Source organism: Halopelagius longus (assembly GCF_900100875.1).
GTDB classification, from domain to species: Archaea; Halobacteriota; Halobacteria; order Halobacteriales; family Haloferacaceae; genus Halopelagius; species Halopelagius longus.
The window spans coordinates 529,640-549,597 of the sequence record NZ_FNKQ01000003.1 but is presented as its reverse complement, the minus strand read 5'-3'; the positions used below and the strand labels follow the sequence as shown (position 1 = coordinate 549,597).

At 69.2% G+C, this 19,958-nt stretch carries 23 protein-coding genes and 1 pseudogene; 12 read left to right on the top strand and 12 right to left on the bottom strand.

Annotated elements, in window-relative coordinates:
- The 5 genes and pseudogenes from BLS11_RS13540 (at position 1) to BLS11_RS13520 (ending at position 3,085) form a co-directional block, all read left to right on the top strand.
- Positions 1-285, top strand: coding sequence for a DUF7854 family protein (locus BLS11_RS13540; RefSeq protein ID WP_092538284.1), 285 nt, complete (start codon positions 1-3; stop codon positions 283-285).
- Positions 286-368: 83 nt separating this feature from the next.
- The gene (locus tag BLS11_RS13535) at positions 369-707 is read left to right on the top strand and encodes a DUF7855 family protein (RefSeq protein ID WP_092538283.1); all 339 of its coding nucleotides are present in this window, start codon (positions 369-371) and stop codon (positions 705-707) included.
- A gap of 159 nt (positions 708-866) precedes the next feature.
- A pseudogene (locus BLS11_RS13530) lies at positions 867-1,502 on the top strand (DUF7856 family protein); the annotation flags it as partial.
- A gap of 30 nt (positions 1,503-1,532) precedes the next feature.
- A complete protein-coding gene (locus BLS11_RS13525; RefSeq protein ID WP_092538281.1) occupies positions 1,533-2,420 on the top strand; it encodes a DUF7857 domain-containing protein in 888 nt (295 codons plus the stop codon).
- Positions 2,417-3,085, top strand: coding sequence for a MinD/ParA family ATP-binding protein (locus BLS11_RS13520; RefSeq protein ID WP_092538280.1), 669 nt, complete (start codon positions 2,417-2,419; stop codon positions 3,083-3,085). The genes BLS11_RS13525 and BLS11_RS13520 overlap by 4 nt, the downstream gene beginning before the upstream one ends.
- A gap of 123 nt (positions 3,086-3,208) precedes the next feature.
- On the opposite strand, the gene BLS11_RS13515 is transcribed toward BLS11_RS13520, so the two are convergent.
- The gene (locus BLS11_RS13515; protein WP_092538279.1) at positions 3,209-4,192 is read right to left on the bottom strand and encodes a transcription initiation factor IIB; all 984 of its coding nucleotides are present in this window, start codon (positions 4,190-4,192) and stop codon (positions 3,209-3,211) included.
- A gap of 163 nt (positions 4,193-4,355) precedes the next feature.
- On the opposite strand from BLS11_RS13515, the gene BLS11_RS13510 reads away from it, so the two are divergent.
- Entirely contained in the window at positions 4,356-4,877 is a 522-nt protein-coding gene (locus BLS11_RS13510; RefSeq protein WP_092538609.1) for a DUF7858 family protein, read from the top strand.
- Between the two features lie 50 nt (positions 4,878-4,927).
- On the opposite strand, the gene BLS11_RS13505 is transcribed toward BLS11_RS13510, so the two are convergent.
- From BLS11_RS13505 to BLS11_RS13475, 7 genes are all read right to left on the bottom strand, one after another.
- A complete protein-coding gene (locus BLS11_RS13505) occupies positions 4,928-5,686 on the bottom strand; it encodes a cell division inhibitor (protein WP_092538278.1) in 759 nt (252 codons plus the stop codon).
- A 155-nt stretch (positions 5,687-5,841) separates the two neighbouring features.
- Positions 5,842-6,273: an HIT family protein gene (locus tag BLS11_RS13500; RefSeq protein ID WP_092538277.1), complete on the bottom strand. Its 432-nt coding sequence runs from the start codon at positions 6,271-6,273 to the stop codon at positions 5,842-5,844.
- An 83-nt stretch (positions 6,274-6,356) separates the two neighbouring features.
- Positions 6,357-6,986 carry a uracil-DNA glycosylase gene (locus BLS11_RS13495; RefSeq protein WP_092538276.1) on the bottom strand — a complete coding sequence of 210 codons (630 nt, stop codon included), beginning with the start codon at positions 6,984-6,986 and terminating at the stop codon, positions 6,357-6,359.
- A gap of 4 nt (positions 6,987-6,990) precedes the next feature.
- Positions 6,991-7,218, bottom strand: a complete 228-nt coding sequence (locus BLS11_RS13490) for a DUF7860 family protein (RefSeq protein WP_092538275.1) — start codon at positions 7,216-7,218, stop codon at positions 6,991-6,993.
- A gap of 78 nt (positions 7,219-7,296) precedes the next feature.
- Positions 7,297-8,169 (bottom strand): ribose-phosphate diphosphokinase, encoded by an 873-nt coding sequence (prs, locus tag BLS11_RS13485; protein ID WP_092538274.1) that lies wholly within the window; start codon positions 8,167-8,169, stop codon positions 7,297-7,299.
- A 130-nt stretch (positions 8,170-8,299) separates the two neighbouring features.
- Positions 8,300-9,211, bottom strand: a complete 912-nt coding sequence (locus BLS11_RS13480; protein ID WP_092538273.1) for an HVO_0234 family beta-propeller protein — start codon at positions 9,209-9,211, stop codon at positions 8,300-8,302.
- A 90-nt stretch (positions 9,212-9,301) separates the two neighbouring features.
- Entirely contained in the window at positions 9,302-9,619 is a 318-nt protein-coding gene (locus BLS11_RS13475) for a hypothetical protein (protein WP_092538608.1), read from the bottom strand.
- A gap of 358 nt (positions 9,620-9,977) precedes the next feature.
- On the opposite strand from BLS11_RS13475, the gene BLS11_RS13470 reads away from it, so the two are divergent.
- The 3 genes from BLS11_RS13470 (at position 9,978) to BLS11_RS13460 (ending at position 13,520) form a co-directional block, all read left to right on the top strand.
- On the top strand, positions 9,978-11,093 hold the full coding sequence (locus BLS11_RS13470) for a tRNA (guanine(26)-N(2))-dimethyltransferase (protein ID WP_092538272.1): 1,116 nt from the start codon (positions 9,978-9,980) through the stop codon (positions 11,091-11,093).
- 82 nt (positions 11,094-11,175) lie between these two features.
- Positions 11,176-12,477 carry a YhjD/YihY/BrkB family envelope integrity protein gene (locus tag BLS11_RS13465; RefSeq protein ID WP_092538271.1) on the top strand — a complete coding sequence of 434 codons (1,302 nt, stop codon included), beginning with the start codon at positions 11,176-11,178 and terminating at the stop codon, positions 12,475-12,477.
- Positions 12,478-12,587: 110 nt separating this feature from the next.
- On the top strand, positions 12,588-13,520 hold the full coding sequence (locus BLS11_RS13460) for a phosphatase PAP2 family protein (protein WP_245698907.1): 933 nt from the start codon (positions 12,588-12,590) through the stop codon (positions 13,518-13,520).
- Positions 13,521-13,592: 72 nt separating this feature from the next.
- Here BLS11_RS13460 and glnA read toward each other — a convergent pair whose 3' ends face one another.
- Entirely contained in the window at positions 13,593-14,972 is a 1,380-nt protein-coding gene (gene glnA / locus BLS11_RS13455; RefSeq protein ID WP_092538270.1) for a type I glutamate--ammonia ligase, read from the bottom strand.
- 127 nt (positions 14,973-15,099) lie between these two features.
- Between glnA and lrp the strand changes: the two genes are divergently transcribed.
- Positions 15,100-15,567 (top strand): HTH-type transcriptional regulator Lrp, encoded by a 468-nt coding sequence (gene lrp / locus BLS11_RS13450; protein ID WP_092538269.1) that lies wholly within the window; start codon positions 15,100-15,102, stop codon positions 15,565-15,567.
- A gap of 67 nt (positions 15,568-15,634) precedes the next feature.
- Here the strand turns inward: lrp and BLS11_RS19460 are convergent, their stop codons facing one another.
- Positions 15,635-15,787 carry a hypothetical protein gene (locus BLS11_RS19460; protein ID WP_175454452.1) on the bottom strand — a complete coding sequence of 51 codons (153 nt, stop codon included), beginning with the start codon at positions 15,785-15,787 and terminating at the stop codon, positions 15,635-15,637.
- Positions 15,788-16,002: 215 nt separating this feature from the next.
- Positions 16,003-17,085 (bottom strand): aminopeptidase, encoded by a 1,083-nt coding sequence (locus BLS11_RS13445; RefSeq protein ID WP_092538268.1) that lies wholly within the window; start codon positions 17,083-17,085, stop codon positions 16,003-16,005.
- A 176-nt stretch (positions 17,086-17,261) separates the two neighbouring features.
- On the opposite strand from BLS11_RS13445, the gene BLS11_RS13440 reads away from it, so the two are divergent.
- Together BLS11_RS13440 and BLS11_RS13435 are read left to right on the top strand one after the other, a co-directional pair.
- Entirely contained in the window at positions 17,262-17,798 is a 537-nt protein-coding gene (locus tag BLS11_RS13440) for a DoxX family protein (protein WP_092538267.1), read from the top strand.
- Between the two features lie 91 nt (positions 17,799-17,889).
- Positions 17,890-18,924 carry a threonine aldolase family protein gene (locus BLS11_RS13435; protein WP_092538266.1) on the top strand — a complete coding sequence of 345 codons (1,035 nt, stop codon included), beginning with the start codon at positions 17,890-17,892 and terminating at the stop codon, positions 18,922-18,924.
- A 15-nt stretch (positions 18,925-18,939) separates the two neighbouring features.
- Here the strand turns inward: BLS11_RS13435 and BLS11_RS13430 are convergent, their stop codons facing one another.
- Positions 18,940-19,881, bottom strand: coding sequence for a cation diffusion facilitator family transporter (locus tag BLS11_RS13430; protein ID WP_092538265.1), 942 nt, complete (start codon positions 19,879-19,881; stop codon positions 18,940-18,942).
- Positions 19,882-19,958 lie beyond the last annotated feature (77 nt).

Below are 19,958 nucleotides of genomic sequence, written 5' to 3'. Positions count from 1 at the left end.
ATGGACCGCATCTCCGCCCTCCGGAACGTCGAGGAGGCACTCCGCGACTTCGAGTCGGGCGACTCCGACCTCGCGGCGACCGAACAGCGCGTCGTGACCGTCCTCCGGACGTACGCGACGGACTTCGAGGGCGAGGACGGGGTGCGACCGTACCAAGCGACGGGCGAGGGCCGCGCGCACGGACTCGTCGTCGTCGCAGAGAGCGAGTCCGACGCCCGCGAACGCGTCCACGACCTGTTGGACGAGGAGCCCGGAACGCTCGAGTTCGACGTGGACCCGTTGTAACCGCCCGCCCGCGCCGCCGCTTCAGTCACCGACGCCGCGGCTTCGGGGGATTTTTCTCAGCCGACGATACTTTCACGGTAGCCGTGTTGTTGGTCGTGACTTACGCTCGGAACGCCCGCGAGACGCTTCGAAACGCCTGTCGAACGCACGAGGACGTGGTCGTCCGCCGGTTCGGACGCGCCGCCCTGTTCGAGGAGACGGAGTTCGGCGCGTTCCTCGCCTGCCGCCTCCGCGAGAAGCACGGCCGCGACGTGCAGGTCGAACGGACCGAACCGTTCAACGAGTTCGCCGCTGTCCCCGACGAGGTTCGCGAGGCCGCCGCGGCGTACGAGTCCCGAGAGGCCAAGAGCACGCCGTACGACAAGTTCGCCGCCGGCACCGACCACCCCGACTCGGCGGCGATGCGAACCCGCGACCTGTGACCGCCGAGCGACCCGTATCGAGCGACCCCGACGCGCCGCGCGTCCTCCTCCCCTCCGGCGAGACGCTCTCGGGACGCGTAATCGACCTGCGGGACGCGCGCGGCGTTCGACCGGCGGGGTGCGCTCGCGGCACTCGCGCGGACTCGCGGCCGCGACGCCCCGGACGCCGACGAACTCGCCGCCGCCCGAGCGAAACTGGCCTCGGTTCGGCCGCCGTCGCCCGCGGACGTGGAGGCGGCCCGCCGCCGCGCCGCCGAGGCGGGCGAGGAGACGGAGCGTCTGAGAGAGCGAGTGGCGACGCTCCGGGGGCGTCTCTCCGCCCACCGCGAACGCGACGACGCCGGCGACGGGGACGCCGCAGAGGCAGTCGCCGAGGCGGAGGCGGAACTCTCGGAGACGATGACCCGACTCTCGGAAGTCGCCACCGACCGCGTCGCCGCCCGCCAGCGCCTCGAACTCCTCGAATCGGAGGCCCGCGAGGCGAGGGACCGGAGAGAGGAGCGACTGCGACTCGAAGACAGGGTGGGGAACCTCGAACGCTCCGTCCGGCGGTCGCTGGCGGAGTCCGTCTACGAGGAGTTCGCCGCCGCCGTCGCCGCCGTCCCGGACGCGTTCGCCGCCGCCGCGGGCGAGGAACCGGGCGACTACGACGGCCCCGCGGTGGCGGCGGCACTCGCCGTCGCGCGCCTCGCGGACGTCCGCGCTCCGGTGGTCGTCTCGCCCGCCGTCGCCGCCGCGTTCGACGGCCCCCGCCCCGCCTCCGACTTCCTCCGCGCGCCCGTTCTCGTCCGGTGATTTATCCCGGATGAAGCGGCCAACCACCCCGTGAACCACGATTGCTCCGTCGAATCCGCCGCGGGGGCGACGCTCGTCACCGTCCGCGTTCGCAACGACGCGCCCGTCGCGCGCCGCGTCCGGGTCCGAAACCGCCTCGACGGCCCCGTCTGTCCGCCGCGCCGCGAGGGCGTTCCGGAGTCGGGATGGGACGAGGAGGGGTACGAGGGCGTCGTCCCCGCCGAGGGGAGCGTCGCCGTCGGCTACGCCTGTCCCGTCGAGACCGACGAACACGACGACTCCGCGCCCGTCGCCGTCGAATCGCTCGGACGCGCCGACGACGCCGACGAATCGGGCGACTCCGTCGCCGACGCCGTTCGGTCGCTGGGCCGCGCCCGCCCGCCGGCGGACGCCGTGCCCGGACCCGACGACGATGCGACCGCGGGACGGTACGAGGACGGCGGCGACGCCGACGACGTGGACGACGCCGCAGACGAAACTCCCGAGAGCGAGTCGAAGTTCGCACCGGAGGACATCGACGCTCGGTGCAGTTCCGACGGCGATATCGAAACCGCTCCCGGCGGCGACGCCGAACGCGGCACCGACGACCCCGCGACCGAATCGGCCGCTACTCCGCGTTCGCCGTCCGCCGCCGCCGCCGCCGCCGCGACGGGCCTACCGACCCCGGTCGCTTCGTGGTTGGCCGAGGTTCGAACGCGCGTCGCCCGCGCCGAACGGTTGAGCGACGCCTCCGCCGCGGAGGCCGCCGAGGTTCTCGAAGAGAGCGGCGGGTACGAGGGCGTCTCGTCGCTCCCCGACCGCGTCGCGACAGACGAGGAGGCGCTTCGGGCGTTCGCCGCGAGTGCGGAACGACTCGCCGACAGGGCGGCCGACGCCGACGCAGAACCGGTCGTCGAGAGCGTCGGGAGGGTGGCGTGATTCTCGCCGTCACCGGCGGGAAGGGCGGCGTCGGCAAGTCCACGCTGGCGTTCGAACTCGGCGCGGCACTCGACGCCGCGGTGGTGGACGCCGACTTGGGGATGGCCGACCTGCCGACCGGTCCCGGCCCGGACCTCCACGACGTGCTCGCGGGGCGCGCCGACCCTATCGAGGCGGTCAGAGACGGCGTCGGCCCCGTCACGATTCTCCCGTGCGGACGCTCCCTCGCGGGCGCGCGGGCCGCCGACGTGACCCGCCTCGACGACGCCCTCCGCGCCGTCGAACGCGCGTACGGGGACGTGGTGGTCGACTGCCCCGCGGGGATGAAAGCCGACGCGGGCGTCCCTCTCGCCGTCGCGGACGCCTGCGTCGTCGTCGCGTCGCCGCGGTCGTACGCACTCGCCGACGCCGTCCGCACGCGGGAACTCGCGCGCGAACTCGACGCCGGCCTCGTCGCCGTCGCGGTGAACCGTGCGGTGGCGGACCCGCCGACGGAGGCGTTCGAGGAGGTTCTCGGCGCGCCGGCGGTGGTCGTCCCCGCCGACCCCCGAGTCGGGCGGTCCGTCGCCGAGTGCCGTCCGGTGACGCGGTGCGCGCCGTCGAGTCGCGCCGGGCGCGCCGTCGAAGAACTGGCCGCGGCCGTCGCTCGGTGTCGGCGCGTCTGAACGGTCGCGTCGCTCTCTTTCTCGCGTCGGCGAAGAACAGTCCGCATTCGTCCGTCGGTCGTCAATCGGCGGTCGCGAATCGTCGCGTCGGTAGTCGTACGCGCGTCGAATCTCCTCGTCGGATTACTCGTCGCCGTCGTCGCGGAGGTCGGTGTAGGTGCTCCGGAGCGTCACCGGCGTGACACCCGCCACGTCGGCCGCCTCGGTCTGCGTCAGGTCGGCGTCCGCGTCCCGCGCGGCGGTGTAGAGACACGCCGCCGCGACGCCGCTCGGGTTCCGACCCACCGACAGACCGCGCTCGGACGCCTCCGCGGCGTACTCGCGGGCGCGGCGTTCCACCTCGCCGGAGAGGTCGAGTTCGCTGGCGAACCGGGGGATGTACTCCGCGGGGTCGATGGGGCCGACGGGCAGGCCGAGTTCGCGGTTCAGCGCGTCGTACGCCGCCGACTGCTCGTCGGCCGTCGCCTTCGCCGCCTCGGTCACCTCGTCGGTGGTCCGGGAGACGCCGGCGACGCGGCAGGCGGCGTAGACGCAGGCGGCGGCGAAGCCTTCCAGCGACCGGCCGCGAAGGAGGTCCTCGTTCTGCGCCGACGTGAACAGCGAACACGCGTGGTCGCGGATGCGGTCCGGTAAGGAGAGCGCGCCCGTCAGGCGGCGAATCTCCGTGAACGCGTACACCTGATTCCGCTCGCGCTTCGTGGAGATGCGCGCCCGGTTGTGCTGGCGTCGCATCCGTGCGAGGCGGCGACGCTTCCGGCCCTTCACGCGGGTCGAGCGACCGATTTCCGTCGAGAGACCCTTGTCGTGGCGCGACCGGGTCAACGGCGCGCCGGTGCGCTTGGGGTTCCGGTCGTCGTCCGCGAACGACCGCCACTCGGGGCCGTGGTCGATGCGGTACTCCGAGACGACGAGGCCGCACCCCGCACAGACCGTCTCCCCGTCCTCGGCGCGCAGTCGGCCGCCGCACTCGGGACACGTCCGGGCCTCCCCGTCCCGCGCCCGTTCGCTCTCGTCCTCGGTTCGGGCCGCGTCGCCGGCCTGCGTCTCGTCCGTCTGCGTCTGGTCTGCCTGCGCGGACTCCGTCTGCGTCGAGTGTGCCTTGCTCATCACATCTGAAACTTGGTCCCGATAGGGTATTTAAAGACGGGACGGACGGCCGGGTTCGGCCCCTATCCCGCCGAAGGAACGTACCGGTTACCGGTACGCTTCGGATATCTCTCCTGATTCTCACGCGAAAACGTTTAACCGAACGATAATGTACGTCGCCGCAATGGGACTGTCGGACATCGCCGCGGGTCTCGAAGTGACGACCGAGCAGGTCGAACGCGGCGTGGCGACCGTAGACGACACGGAGGTGGACGTGGCGGCGCGCCTCCGCGCGCACGCCGAGAAACTCCCCTGCACGCCGGAGGCGGCGCTGACCGTCCTCGAACGGTACGGCGAGGGAGACAGCGTCGGCGACGCCGGGCGGGCGGCGTCCGTCGCGTCCGTCACCGCCGCGAAGGTGCTCCACCGGTGCGGCGTGGAGGGCGTCACGCCGTTGGCGCCGATGGCGCGGCAGGTGCTCCGCGATTGGCTCGCGGGCGAACTCTCCCGCGCGGACGCGTTGGAACTCTCCGGCGCCGACGAGGCGGAGTTCGCACTCGCGGCCTACGTCGAGACGCACGACCCGGTGACGGAACTCGCCGAGGCGACGCGGCGCGACGCGGCGGCACCGCTCTCGGGCGACGCACTCGTGGAGAAACGCGAGGCCCTCGCGGAGACGATGAGCGCCTCCGACGAGATGTTCTGAGAGACGCTTCTTCTTCGCTCTCGACCGATTGTCGCTCGGCCCGTCCGGAATTACCGTCGCACGTACCGACCGACGCTCTCGAGGAGTCCGTCGCCCGCGACGGCGTCGTCTAACTCCGTCTCGAACGCCGCGGCGGCGAGGCGGCCGACGCCGGCGACGAACGAGTCGTCGTCGCCGCCGAGGCAGGACGGACAGTCGGCGGGTTCGGTCGCGTCGCTCTCGGGGACGGACGCGTCCGCGGTTCGGAGTTCGCCGCGCGTCGAGACGACGAGGTCGGTCTCCGCCCCGAGGTCGGTGAGTCGGCCGCGCATCCGTTGGACGGCGTCGGCGCCCCGCGTCGTCCCCGGGGCGACGAGACACACCCGGTCGCAGGCGTCGACGGCGGCGACGGCCTGATTCGCCGCGACGGGCGGTACGTCCACGACCACGTGGTCGTACGCCTCCGCGGCCTCTTCGATTCGGGCCTCGAACCGCCTCGCGGCGTCTGCGGACTTCGCCCGCGCGAGTCGTTCGAAGGGGGCGTCCGCGGGGCAACACGCGACGGTGCCCGGCGCGTCGACTTCGAGTTCGACGAGACCCTCCGCGAGGGGTGCGTCCGCCTCGTCGGTCAGAAGCGCGGTCAGGTCGGGGTCCAACGCCCCGGCGACGTGGTCTGCGAGTCCTTGCGTGGCGAAAGCGGCGTCGAGAACCGTGACGTCTCGGCCGTCGGCCGCGAGGGCCGCCGCCGTCTCGACCGCACACCGCGTCGTCCCCGCTCCGCCGGTGGTCCCGACGAGAGCGACCGCCGAGGGTTCGTCGTCGTTCGACATACTCCGCCGTGGTCCGGGCTTCCGATTTAAACCACCGGTCGGCGGACGGTCAAGTCAACCGGTTGAAACTCCGCGACGAGAAGGGACGGGAGCGTCGGGGGCGAGTGTATCGGGGGTCGAGTGCGTTCGAGAGTCGAAAGCGACGCGTCGGTCGTTCAGGCTTCGGCGTCGGATATCTCGTCGGCGATGGCGTCTAGTTCCTCCTCGGAGAGGTCCGGGCGTTCGCCCGTGACGGCGTGTATCGGCCCGCCGCCGTCGCCGTCGAACCGGGGAACGAGGTGGACGTGGACGTGCGGGACTTCCTGTCCGGCGGCCTCGCCGTCGTTGACGCCGACGGTCACCGCGTCGGCGTCCGCGGCGTCCTCCACCTTCGGCGTCAGTTCGTGCACCGCGGCGAACACCTCCGACGCCACGTCGTCGGGCATCTCGCCGACGCGTTCGTACGCCTCCTTCGGGACGACGAGGGTGTGGCCCGGAGCCAACGGGTTCGCGTCGAGGAACGCCAGCACCGAGTCCGTCTCGTAGACGATACGGGCGGGTATCTCTCGGGCGACTATCTTCTCGAAGATGGTCTCGTCGTCGCTCATGTGCGGGTCGTCGCTCGGACGCTCAAAGAACGTTCGGGTGCCGTCGGGCGCTTCGACTCCGAAGTCGCTCGGTCGGCCGGTTCTCAGGGCAACCGCTCGCGTATCGCCGCCTCGTACTCCGCCGGCGAGTAGCCCAACCGAGATATCCACACGTCCTGATAGGAGGGGTGGAGTATCGGCAGGAGGGTGACGCCGACGGCGTCGAGTTCGACCGGTTCGAGGACCGAATCGACGAAGCCGTCGAGCGACGCCCCGTCGAACGCGAGCATCGTCTTCGTCGCGTGTTTTCCGGTGGCGATGACCACCTCCGGTTCGACGCGTTCGAGTTCGGTTTCGAGGTACGCGCGGCAGTTCGCACGCTCCTCGGCGGTCGGTTCGCGGTTCGTCTCGCCGTCCTCGGCGCGGGGGAAGCACTTCACGGCGTTCGTGTAGTAGGCGTCGGGGTGCCCCGCGTCGGCCAGCAGTCGGCGGACGCGCCGACCGGAGTGGCGGGTGGTGTAGGCCAACCCGGTGTGGTTGCCGCCGCGCCACAGGTCGGCGTCGGGTTCGCCCGCGCCGGGCGCTTCCCCGACGACGAACACGTCGGCGTCGCGGGACCCGTTGCCCCACGAGATGCGGTTGCGGCACTCCGCAAGCGCCGGACACCGCCGACAGTCCGACTCGACGACGAACCGGGAGTCGGCGTCGGGAAACAGCGAGTCGTCGTCGCTCACCGCGTCACTCCACGAGGGGGAGGGCGATGCCGAAGACGAACGGCGACAGGAGGGTGAGCGCGACGCCGACGGCTTCCGCGTCGAACAGGAGGGTCTGCTCCCATCCCGGAAGCGGACCGAAGAGGGCGGGGACGACCATGTTCCCCGCCGCACCGACGGCGAACAGGCTGAGTCCGAGGGCGACACCGAGCTTGGTCATGCGGGGGTAGTCGAGTGAACCGTACTGTCCCATACCGAACGACTCCCCGTCCGTTCCACATGAGCGTTTCCAATCGCCGAACGGGATGTGACTCGGCGACGTGCGAGACGCTCACTCGCCGACGGCGACCGAATCGACGGCGGCGGCGACGAACGGCGCGACGCTGACCGCGCTGACGTCGCGTTCGACGGTGTCGGTGCCGAACACGCGTTCGACCCCGGCGCGTTCCAGTTTCGTCCGCGCGTTCCTGACCAGAAGGGCGTGGACGCAGGCCGCGAAGACGCGGTTCGCTCCGCCCTCGTCTAAGTGGCCGACGGCCTGACTCATCGTCGATCCGGTGGCGATTATGTCGTCGGCGATGACCACGTCGCGGTCGGCGGCGTCGGCGTCGCTCGGCGTGATTTCCACGTCCGTCCCGGAGTGGCGGACCTTCTCGAAGTAGTCCGTCTCGCCGCGCCCGTAGGCGTCGCGGACGGCGGCCGCGAGTTCGACGGCGCCGGCGTCGGGCGACAGAAAGAGGGGGTCGTCCAAGTCGTCGGGGAGGGGGTCGGCGAGGCAGGTGGCGGCGTCGACGACGGTCACGTGGACGTCGAAGAAGTCCGCGATTCTCTCCTCGTGGGGGTTCACGAGGACGACGCGGTCGGCGGTGGTCGAGACGGCCCGCGCCATCGCGCGGGCGGAGACGGGGTGGCCGTCCTCGAAGGCTTCGTCCTGCCGGGCGTAGCCCATGTACGGGAGGACGGTGACGACTTCCGACGCGCCCGCCTCGCGGACGGCGTCCTGCAGTTGGAGCAGTTCGACCCACGCGTCGTTCGAGTCGGTGGTCGCGACGACGACGGCCCGGTCGCCGCCCTCGAACTCCGGGACGGCGGCCAACGTCTCGCCGTCCGGGAAGCGGTCGTACGTCGCCGCCGAAAGCGGTTCGCCCAGTTCCGCCGCGAGTGCCGCCGCCAACCCTTGCGAAGATGCGCCGGGTACGATCATGTGCGAGCATCTTCGCCGCGCGTTAAACCCGTTTTCGTCTCGTCGCGGTCGCTCCGCCGCCGCGACGGGTCGTCACGACGTTCTCCCGCCCGGCGCGACCGAACGGGGTTCGGCGGGACGCCGGAGGCGGTCAGGCGACGGCGACGCCGCCGACGTCGCGCAGGCCGAGCACTTGGTGTCGCCACGACGGGTCCGGCCGCTCGCCCTCCTCGCTCCGGTCCGCCCTGACGAGGAACGTGCCCGCGTCGGTGACGGCGTACGTCGTGGCGACGCCGTGGGCGACGGCGACGACGCTCTCTTCGACCGGAATCGGCACGGCGGCCCACTCGCCGTCGTCCCCGCGGGCGAACAGGTCGCCCTCGGAGACGGCGTGCCGGCGGCCGTCCGCGGACGCCGCCACCGCGTCGAACGCCCCCGTCAGTTCCTCCATCCAGCCGTTTCCGAGTTTGAACAGGCCGGTCCCGGTCGCCGCGAGGGGCGCGACGGCGGCGTCAGCGCCGACGACCACGTCGCGCGCGTCGTCGAGTCCCGCCGGGGTGAGTCCGTCGTCGGTCACTCGGTGGACGCCGTCCGCCGCGGCCGCCAAGTCGCCGTCGAGGGCGCGAACCGCCCCGACCGTTCCGACCGTCGTCCACTTCCCGTCGCCGATACCCCCGCCGTCTCCCTCTGTGTCCCCGTCTACCGCCTCGTACCGCGCGACGCGTCCGTCCCCGTCGGCGGCGAGGAGCGTCGACCCGTCGAACCCGACGGCCGAGGCGGGACCGAACCCCGTCGCCTCGAACGTCGCCGCCTCCGGCGACTCCGGGTCCACGTCGGCCGCCGGTGCCGCGAACACGTCGTCCTCGGCGGCGACGGCGACTGTCGGGTCGGCCGTCCCGCGTTCGACGGCCACGTCGCGGGCCGAACAGCGGTGTGCGACGCCGAATCCGCCCACCAAGTCGTCCGACACCGACACCGAGACGACGCCGACGCTCGTGGCGACGAACACCGTCTCCGTGCCGGTGTTGTCGGTGTAGACGCGCTTCTCGTCGATGGTTGGCATCTCGCTCGCAGGTTCGAGAAGTAGCGACGAAAGTATACCGGAGTGACCGACGGATTCGTGGGGCGGTCGAGTGAGGGCGTCGAATCGGCGTTACAGGAACTCGCGCACGTCGGAGTACCACATGTCGTGGTGGTCGATTTCGCCGATTCGCTCGGCGACGGCGGCCGCGAGGACGTGCCAACAGCGCTGGTTCGGGTCCTCGGTGTCGAGGTTGTACGAACTGTCCTTGCAGGTGCAGCCCCCGTCCTCGACGACGTACTCGTCCTCGTAGCCGACGACGACGGTGAAGTCGCGGTAGCGCTTCACTCGCTTCTCGGAGACGGCCTCGATGGCGCGACTCCCGCGCGCGCCGTGGAGGGTAACGAGCGTATCGACCGCAGAGGCGGTCAGTCGGCCGGCGTCGGCCAGTTCCGCCCGCCAGTCCGCCTCCCGTTCGAGTTCCGCGTCCGTGGGGACGACGAACTCGTCGTCGGCGTCGCCGGACGACGCCTCCCCGCCGGACGAGTCCCGCCCGTCGCCGTCGCTGTCGGCCGGGTCTGTCACCGAGTCGGACGCGTCGGCCACCTCGCCCCCGTTCGGTTCGGTCCTCCGTTCGGGCTCCTCGTCCCCCTCGGAGTCGTGGTCGTCGGCCACCGTTCTCACGACCGGCACTTGGCCACTGCGGGACAAAACGGCACCGATGCGGTCCTCGCGCCCCGCCGAACTCCGCTCGGCGGCCCCACTCGTCATCAGTCCCTTTTTCGCCGCGCGGCGCGGCCGTCACTGTATGGACGTTCGCGAGGGAGAGATAGCGGTCGAGGTTCCCGGCGCCCGAGACGGCGCGTCCGAAGGGGCCGGCGACGACGTCTTCTACAACCCGACGCAGGAACTCAACCGCGACGTGACCGTCGCGGTGCTCCGGGCGTACAGAGAGCGAGACCCCCGCGCCGAGACGTACCTCGACGCGATGGCCGCCAGCGGAATCCGCGGCGTCCGCGCGGCGGCGGCGGGGTTCGACGTCACCTGCGCCGACGTCGAGGAGGAGGCGGTCGAACTCGCGCGGCGCAACTTCGAGCGAAACGACCTGCCCGGCGAGGCGGTCCACCGCGACGCCAACGCACTCATGCACGACTCCGTCTTCGACGTGGTGGACTTGGACCCGTTCGGCACGCCCGTCCCCTTCGCCGACGCGGCGTTCGCCAACACTCGCGATCTGGTCTGCGTCACCGCGACGGACACCGCGCCCCTCTGCGGCGCACACCAGAAGAGCGGTATCCGGAAGTACTCCACCCTCCCGCAGAACACCGACTACCACTCCGAGATGGGCCTTCGGGTCCTCCTGTCGGCGATGGTTCGCACCGCGGCGCGGTACGACAAGGCGGCGGTGCCGATTCTCTCGCACGTGACTCGCCACTACGCCCGAACGTACCTCGAACTCGACTCGCGGGCGACGAAAGCCGACGAGGCGATAGAGAACCTCGGCCACGTCTACCACTGCGAGGACTGCCTCGCCCGCGACCACGAGTTCGGCCTCGTCGCGCACCCCCCGGAGGAGTGCGCCGTCTGCGGGAGCAGTCGCCTCCTCGTCGCCGGACCGATATGGCTCGGACCGATCTGCGACCCCGAGTTCGCCCGCGAGGTGCGCGGACACGTGACCGAGGAGATGGGGACCGAACGCCGAGCGAAAGAGATGCTCGAAACCGTCGCCGGCGAACTCGACCGGCCCACGCACTACGACCAACACCGCCTCTGCAAGCAGTGGGGACGGTCCGCGAGCGCCATGGACGAGTTCATCGATCAACTGCGCGAGGCGGGGTTCGAGGCGACGCGTGCGCACTACTCCGGGACGGCGTTCAAGACCGACGCCTCGATAGCCGAGATGCGCGAGGCGACGGCGGAGTAGCCGACCCGTCCCCGACTGCGAGGGCTTCCCGATTCCTGTCGGCGGGACGCACACTCTTGTGACTCTCGGGTCAACTACGCCCGTGAGCGTTCGAATTCGAAATCAAGTCCCGCTGGTACGGTCGGTGTTCGAAACCGTCCAAGAGCGCGAGGTGACGTTTCTCGCGGCGAGTATCTCCTACTACACGCTCGTCTCTCTCATCCCGCTTCTGACGCTGGGTGTCGTCGTCGCGGCGTACGTCGGCGGCGACGAACTCCAGACGGTCGTACAGGAACTCGCGGGCGAGTATCTCCTCCCCTCGGGGTCGCAGGTGGTCACGCAGGCACTGGGCGACCCGACCGGACAGAGCGCGCTCTCGGTCGTGAGTCTCGGCATCACCACGTGGGGCGCGCTGAAACTGTTCCGCGGCCTCGACATCGCTTTCTCGCGCATCTACGGGTCCAGCGCCGGGAGCATCGCGGACCAACTGCGGGACGGAAGCATCGCCCTCGTCGCCATCGGACTCGGAACGCTCGGCGTCGCCGCCGCCACGGCGGTCATCGCCGCACTCGACGTGCCCGTCCTCGACCTGTTGAGTCCGCTCCTCCTGCTCGGACTCCTCTGCGTGGCGTTCTTCCCGCTGTACTACGTGTTCCCCGACGTCGGCCTCACGCCGCGGCAGGCGCTTCCGGGAACCGTCTTCGCCGCCGTCGGGTGGTCTGCCCTCGGCGTCGGGTTCGGTCTCTACGCGTCCGTCGCCGGGTCGTCCGTCGCCGGAGCGCTCGGTGCCATCCTGCTTCTGATGACGTGGTTCTACTTCTCGGGCATCCTCGTGCTGTTCGGCGCGGTGATAAACGCCGTCCTCGCGGGGAAAGTCACGACAGACGGAAAACCGAGCGACCGAACCGGTATCGACCGGCAAGTACAACACGATAGCGTTCGACGTGGTGACAGAACGATGAGTGTGGACGACGACGTACGCGCAGACGCCACCGAGGGTGACAGTGGGGCCGACGTGAGCCCGCGCGGGGCGCCCGACATCGAGCAACTCGAACGGGAAATCGAGGAGCTTCGCGCGGACCTCGACGGGTTCGAGGACGACGTCGACGCTCGAACCGTCGAGAAGCCCGAACTCGAATCGGAACTGAAACGCTACGTCAGAAGCCGGATGCGGCGTAGCAAAGCCCGCGGGTGGGGTCCGTATCTCGTCCTCCTCTACGGGACGGTGACGACCATCGCGGCCTTCGCCTTCCTGCAGGACGACCTGCTCTCGGTCGTCGCCATGCTCATCATCTACCTCTCGACGCTCGGTCTGTACGTCCTGTTCGTCATCTTCGGCGTCGGTCTGAACGCCGTCGGCTTCCCCGGACGCCTCGTCGATTGGGTCCGCGACAAACGCGCCTGACCGCACCGACGCCGCGCCCCGACGCTCGTACCGCCGACCGACGCTCGTTCTCGCCGCCCGTTCGCCCGCCTCCGGGACGTATATGTCTCTCGGCCCGCCACCGGACGGACGTGCCTCTGACCATCCCCGCCCGCACCGCCCCCGGCGCGTCGCTCCCCGTCGGCGGACTCCCCGCCGCCGCGCGCGGAATCGGCGAACTGGCGGCGGCGCGTTCCCTCCCGGAGTTCGTCGTCTCCGCCTTCGGCCTCGTGACGCACCTCGGCGACGCGTGGCTCTGCCTCGCGGCCGTGACGTTCGCGTACGTCGCCGGCGAGCGCTCGGGTCTCCCCCGTCGGAGCGCGGCGTTCGCGCTCGCACTCGGACTCGGTGCGCTCGGCCTCACGCTCGGCCTGAAACACCTCTTTGCGCTCCCCCGCCCGCCCCTCGCCGCCGAAGAGGGGTTCGGCTTTCCCAGCGGTCACGCCCTCGGGGCGACCGTCTTCTGGGGCGGCATCGCGCTCCTCGTCCGCGTCGGCACTCGGCGTCGCCGCCTCTCCGTCGCGGGCGCGGTGATTCTGCTCGTCGCCGCCTCCCGCGTCGTCCTCGGCGTCCACTACGTCGCGGACGTGGCCGCCGGCGTCGCCGTCGGCGTCGCCTTCCTCGCGGCGATGTCCCGCCTGTCGGACCGGGGGGAGTCGCCCGCCGCGCCGGTTCTCGACCCGACGCGGGCGCAGGTGACCGCCGCCTTCGCCGCCGCTTTCGTGCTCGTCGCCGCCGCCCTCGTCGTCGCCCCCTCGGAGAGCGAACTGCTCCTCGGCGTCGGGACGGCGGCGGGTGCGGCGGCGACGTGGCACTACCTCGGCCACCGCGCGAACGCGGCCGAACTCGACCGCTCGGCGGCGTCGGCGGCCGTCGGCGGCGTCGGACTCCCGGTACTCCTCGGGGCGATGGTCGTCGTCGCGGAGCTATCCACCGTCGCCGTCCTCGTCGTCGCCGCGGGCGCGGTCGGCGGCGCTGGCCTCCTCGCGCTCCCGTTCGCGGCGTCGTCGATACGCCGCCGCTAAGTTCGGGAGTTCCGAGCGCGTCGCTGTCGGCGCGGGCGAAGAGAGAAAGAGAGTCGGTGTCGGCGGCGGCCCTCAGAACTTCTCGAGGTAGCGGTCGAGTTCCCACTGGGAGACGTCGACGCGGAACTCGTCGTGCTCTTGGGACTTCGCTTCGACGAACTTCTCGTAGATGTGCTCGCCGAGAGCGCTTTGGACGACTTCGTCTCCTTCGAGAGCCTCGACGGCCTCGCCGAGGTTCGACGGGAGCGTCTCGATGCCGTACTCCTCGCGCTTCTTCTCGTCGAACTCGTAGATGTTCTCGCGGACCGGGTCGGGGCAGTCGAGGCCCTTCTCGATGCCGTCGAGTCCGGCGTGGATGAGGGCGGCGAACGCGAGGTAGGGATTACAGGACGGGTCGGGGAAGCGAGCCTCGATGCGGCTGGCGGCCGGAACGCGCGCGGCCGGCTTGCGGATGAGCGCAGAGCGGTTGCGGTCGGACCACGCGACGTACACCGGCGCCTCGTATCCGGGGACGAGGCGCTTGTAGGAGTTCACCGTCGGGTTCGAGACGGCGGTGATGGCGGGCGCGTGTTCGAGGATGCCCGCGAGGAACTGCTTTGCCGTCTCCGAGAGGTCGAACTCGTCGTCGCCGTCGTGGAACGCGTTCTCGCCGTCCTCGGTGAACAGAGAGAGGTGCGTGTGCATGCCGGACCCGTTGATGCGGGCGATGGGCTTGGGCATGAACGTCGCGTGCAGGTCGTGTTGGGCGGCGATGGCGCGGACGACGGTTCGGAACGTCCCGACGTTGTCGGCCGTCGTGAGGGCGTCGTCGTACTCGAAGTTGATCTCGTGTTGCCCCTCCGCGACTTCGTGGTGGCTGGCCTCTATCTCGAAGCCCATGCTCTCCAGCCCGTAGATGATGTCGCGGCGGACGTCGGAGGCGAGGTCCTTCGGCGCGAGGTCGAAGTAGCCGCCGGCGTCGTTCGTATTCGTCGTCGCGCGGCCCTCTTCGTCCTCCTCGAACAGGAAGAACTCTGGTTCGGGCGCGGCGTTTATCTCGTAGCCCATCTCCTCGGCGCGCGCGATGGCCTGCTTGAGGACGTACCGCGGGTCACCCTCGAACGGTTCGCCCGTGGACGTGTTGATGACGTCGCAGATGAGACGCGCCGAACGGCCGTCGCGCCACGGGAGGATGGCGAACGTCTCGGGGTCGGGCTTCAGACGCATGTCGGACTCCTGAATGCGAACGAAGCCTTCGATGCTCGAACCGTCGAAGTAGATTCCCTCGGTGAACGCCTTCTCGGCCTGCGTGGCCGGGACGGCGACGTTCTTCACCGTGCCGAGGATGTCGGTAAACTGGAGGCGAAGGAAGTCGACGTCGTTCTCCTCTATCTCGTCGATGACGTCCTGGGCCGCCGAACTCAACCCGCCGTCGGTTGCTACCTCGTGATTGGTCGTGTTTTCGTCCGTCATGTTCCTGGACACTCTGAGTCGTGCACTTCCCGTATAAAGACGTTATCGCTTACCGCAAATCCCCCGTCCTCGCTATAGAATTGGATATTCGTAAAATTCTAATGCCCCGAACGAGTGGGTAGGTGTAATGACGTACGAAAACCTCGACGCGAAACTCATCAACGCATTACTCGGCGACGGACGCGCCAGTCTTCGGAGTCTCGCCGAGGAGTTGGACGTCTCGGTGACGACCGTCTCCAATCACCTCCGCGACTTGGAGGACGAGGGGGTCATCGAGGGGTACACCCCGCGGGTGAACTACGACGCACTCGGTTACGACGTCACCGCCGTCATCCAACTCAAAGTCGAGGGGAGCGCGCTTCCCGACATCACCGACCGACTCGAAGACCAAAAGCAGATGATATCGGTGTACGAGGTCACGGGCGACTACGACGTCATCGCTGTCGGGAAGTTCCGCGACACGGACGGGATGAACCGCCAGATAAAGGAACTGCTGACCGACGTGGACATCCGCGAGTCGAACACGAGCGTCGTCCTCAACGCCGTCGTGGAGAACGAACAGTTCGACCTCGACCTCGACCGAGACCAAGCCTAACGCCTCGGCTCTCGGCGTTCTTCTGCGGAGAAACTGCGGTCGGGACCGGCGGGGCCGGTCGGGCCGACTACACCAGACGCTCGGTGACGTCCTCCATGTCCGTCCGACAGTACGGACACCGATAACGCGTGTCGAACCCGTCCCGTTGGGTTACGGTCTTCGCTTCTAACTCGTGCATCCCCACGTCCCTTCCGCACTCTGTGCAGTTCACCTTCGGCATGTGGGTCCGCTTTTCTGATACATAGGCATAAATTGTTTGGACCGTTCAATTATCCGTAGAAGGGCGTTCTCTACGGGGTATACCGTCTGATTCCCGGTTTCTTCGGACGGTCCTGTTCGTTATATGATCTTTAGAGGCGGCGTTCGCTCCCACCTTTTCCGGGCACTCACTCCGTTCGCGCCCGCAAAATCTGGACCAAAAGATCGCTCCCGCCCTCAGAAGCCGTCTTCGAAAACGAACGTGCCGTCGCGTTGGACGACTTCACCGTCCACCTCGATGACGGAGTCTTCGGACATGTCCACTATCATATCGACGTGTTCGGCGCTCTCGTTGAGTTCGTTCTCCTCGCCGACGCACTCGGCGTACGCCGAACCGACGGCCATGTGGACGGTGTCGCCCATCTTCTCGTCGAACAGCATGTTGTACGTGAACCGGTCGATGGCGCGGTTCATCCCGATGCCGAGTTCGCCGAGGTAGCGCGCCCCTTCGTCGGTTTCGAAGACGCCGTCGAGAACCTCCTCGTTGCGCGCGGCGCTGTACGACTCGACGCGGCCGTCCTCGAACCGGACGCGGACGTCCTCTATCTCCCGGCCCTGCCGGTAGAGGGGCATGTCGAAGTGGACTTCGCCCTCGACGGACTCCTTGACGGGCGCGGTGAACACCTCGCCGCCGGGTAGGTTCTTCTCGCCGTAGTCGTTGAGCGTCGAGTTACCCGCGACGCTCATCGTCACGTCCGTCTCCTCGCCGGATCTGATGCGCACCTCGTCGGCGTCGTCGAGGATGTCGACCATCTGGGCTTGGTGCTCTCGTTGGGCGTCCCAATCGAGGCTGACGGCGTCCCAGACGAAGTTCTGGTAGGCGTCGGTGCTCATGCCCGCCAACTGCGCGCTTCCGGACGCGGGGAACTGCGTGAGACACCACCGCTTCGACAGTCGTTCCTCGAGGGCGGGTTGCATCGCCCGCCGGTACGCGGCGTTCGTCTCCGGGTCTACGTCCGACTGCTCCGTCGCGTTCACGTCCCCGCGGACGGCGACGAAGACGTCCATCTCCTCGTAGAGGGAGAGCAAGTGCTCCGGCGTCTCGAACTCCGCCTCGCGGTTCTTCAGGAACGCGCGGGTGGCGCGGGAACTGCTGTTGAGGTAGACGGGGTTCGCCCCGCGTTCGGCGCACGCCTCGTGGAGGGCGACGACGAGTTCCTCCGCGACGGCGGGGGCGCTTATCACCACGTCGTCGCCGGACTGGATGTCCGCGGAGTGGTCCGCGATGGTCTGTGCGTGTTCGCGTATGCGCGGGTCCATGTCCTCTCTCACTCTCGTCGCGTTCAAACCCCTTTCGCACTACTGCGCCGCCGTCGGAGCGTCTCTCCGTGGCGGATCCCGTCCCGCGTTCTTTCCCCGTTTCTGAAATGTTGGGAATCACGACCCCCTTATAACCTCTCTCCGGCCCGAGGTGTAGATGTAAGAGGTGACAGACGATGCAAACTACTCAACTCACTCAGGCCCGCACCGACCTCTCGAACGCCCTCGACTTCGAGTTGAAGGGGACGCTGGCGGGGTACTGGACGGCGGTGCTCCGCGTCGTCGTGGGGTACTGGTTCCTCCACGCGGGCGTGGGCAAACTCACCGCGGCGGAACCGTTCGACGCCGCGGGGTGGCTCGCTAACGGCACCGCGGGGAGCCCCCTCCACGGCTTCTTCGTCTGGGTCGCCCAGACGCCGTGGCTCTTGGAGTTTACGAACTTCATGATACCTCTGGGAGAGGTGCTCATCGGTCTCGGACTCGTCGTGGGCGCACTCGTGCGTCTCGCGGCGTTCTTCGGGGGCGTCCTGATGGTGTTCTTCTACCTCGGGAACGCCGACTGGGCCCACGGCCTCGTCAACGGCGACCTGATGGGGTTACTGCTGTTCGTGACCCTCGGCGTCCTCGGCGCGGGGCGCGTCCTCGGCGTGGACGCACTCCTCGAACGGACCGGCCTCGGGAAGACGCGCGCCGCGAAGTACGTCCTCGGTTGAGGGGGGCGCTTCGACCCCGCACGCTCCGGCGGCCTTCCCCCGGTGACCGCCGGACCACCGGCTATTTCTTCGCCCGTTCGAATGGTGAGCCATGCCCGTCGACCTACGAAGCGACACGGTGACGCGCCCGAGCGACGAGATGCGGGAGGCGGCCCGCGACGCGTCCGTCGGCGACGACGTGTACGGCGACGACCCGACCGTGAACGAACTCGAATCGCGCGCCGCCGACGCGGTCGGCACCGAGGACGCCCTCTACGTTCCCTCCGGCACGATGGGGAACCAGATCGCCGCGCGCGTCCACACCGACCGCGGCGACGAGATTCTCGTCGAGCGAGAGTCGCACGTCTACCGCTGGGAACTCGGCGGCCTCGCGCAACTGTCGGACCTGCAGGTCCGCACGTTCGATGCGGGCGAGCGAGCCGTGCCGACGCCCGAACAGGTGCGCGAGGGGTACGTCGAGGAGAGCCTCCACCGGCCGGGAACGGGGCTTCTCTCCCTCGAAAACACGCACAACGCCCGCGGCGGCGTCGCCGTCCCGCCCGAAGATATCGACGCCGCGGCGGAGGCGGCCAACGAACTCGGCGTCCCGGTCCACCTCGACGGCGCGCGCCTGTTCAACGCGTGCGTCGCCCTCGACGCCGACCCCGAACGGATGGTCCGCGAGGTCGATTCGGTGATGTTCTGCCTCTCGAAGGGTCTCGGCGCGCCCGTCGGGTCGATTCTCGCCGGCGGCGAGGAGTTCGTCGCGGCGGCGCGCCGCGTCAGAAAGTTGTTCGGCGGCGGGATGCGGCAGGCCGGGATAATCGCCGCGCCGGGCATCCTCGCACTCGACAACGTCGAGCGACTCGCCGAGGACCACGAGAACGCCCGCCGCCTCGCCGACGGACTCGACGGAATCGATGGGTTGTCTGCCCCGACGCCGGACACCAACATCGTCCAAGTTTCGACCGAAGACGCCGGCGTGACCGCCGAGGAGTTCGTCGCCGCCTGCGAGGACCGGGGCGTCCTCGGCGGCGCACACGGCGAGTATCTGACGCGCTTCTGTACGAACCTCGACGTGAGCGGCGAGGATATCGAAGCGGCGATAGACCGGGTTCGAGGGGCGGTCGAAGACGTCGCGGTCTGAGTCGGCGTTCGACCGCTACCGCTCCGGTTCGAGGAAGACGTGGTTGACGCGGCCGTCGGCGTCCTTCAACCTCCGCTCTATCTCCGCGATGTCGTCCTCTAAGTCGCCGGTGTCGAGTTCCGCGTCGAAGCTCACGTCGGCGGTGACGAGGATGTCCTGCGGCCCGACGAAGACGGTGCTGAACGCGTCCAGGTCGACGACGCCGGGGTGGTCGGTGACGATTCGCCGGAGGTCGGTCTCCACGTCCGCCGGGAGACTCTCTCCGAGGATGAGGCGCTTGTTCTCCAACGCCAACGCGACGGCGAACCCCATCAGGAGGACGCCGATGAACACCGCGCCCATCGCGTCGAAGATGTGGTTGCCGGTCAGTTCCGTGAGGGCGATGCCGACGAGTGCGATTATCGCCCCGCCGAGGGCGACGGCGTCCTCCGTGAACGCGGTCAGCGTCGTCACGTCGCTGGTCTTCTTGAACGCGTCGTAGATGCCGTTCCACTCGTACTCCCGTATCTGCCGTTTGAGTTCGGCGAACGCCTTCTTGAAAGCGTACGTCTCGAATCCGATCGCGCCGAGGAGGACGGCGACGTTGACGTACCACGCCGGGAACGTCGCCCCGAGGGCGGAGACGGTGCCGCCGAGGGCGTGCCCGCCGTGGACGACGGCGTCGTAGCCGTGTTTCAGCGACTCCCACCCGGCGATGCCGAAGAGGAGAACGGAGACGAGAAACGAGTAGAAGAACTGCGCTTTCCCGTAGCCGAAGGGGTGCTCCCTGTCGGCCTCCCGTTCACTGTACCGGATGCCGACGAGGAGGAACACCTGATTCCCGGTGTCGGAGATGGAGTGGTACGTCTCCGACAGCATCGACGGACTGCTGGTGAGGAGAAAGCCGCCGAACTTCAACACCGCGATGGCTCCGTTGGCGATGAGCGCGGCTATCACGACGCCTTTACTCTCTGCCATATTCACACCACTCCCGTCTGCGGTAAGAGGGTTTTCGCCGCCGCGGGTCGGAAGATACCTCAACCTCGCTCCCGTAT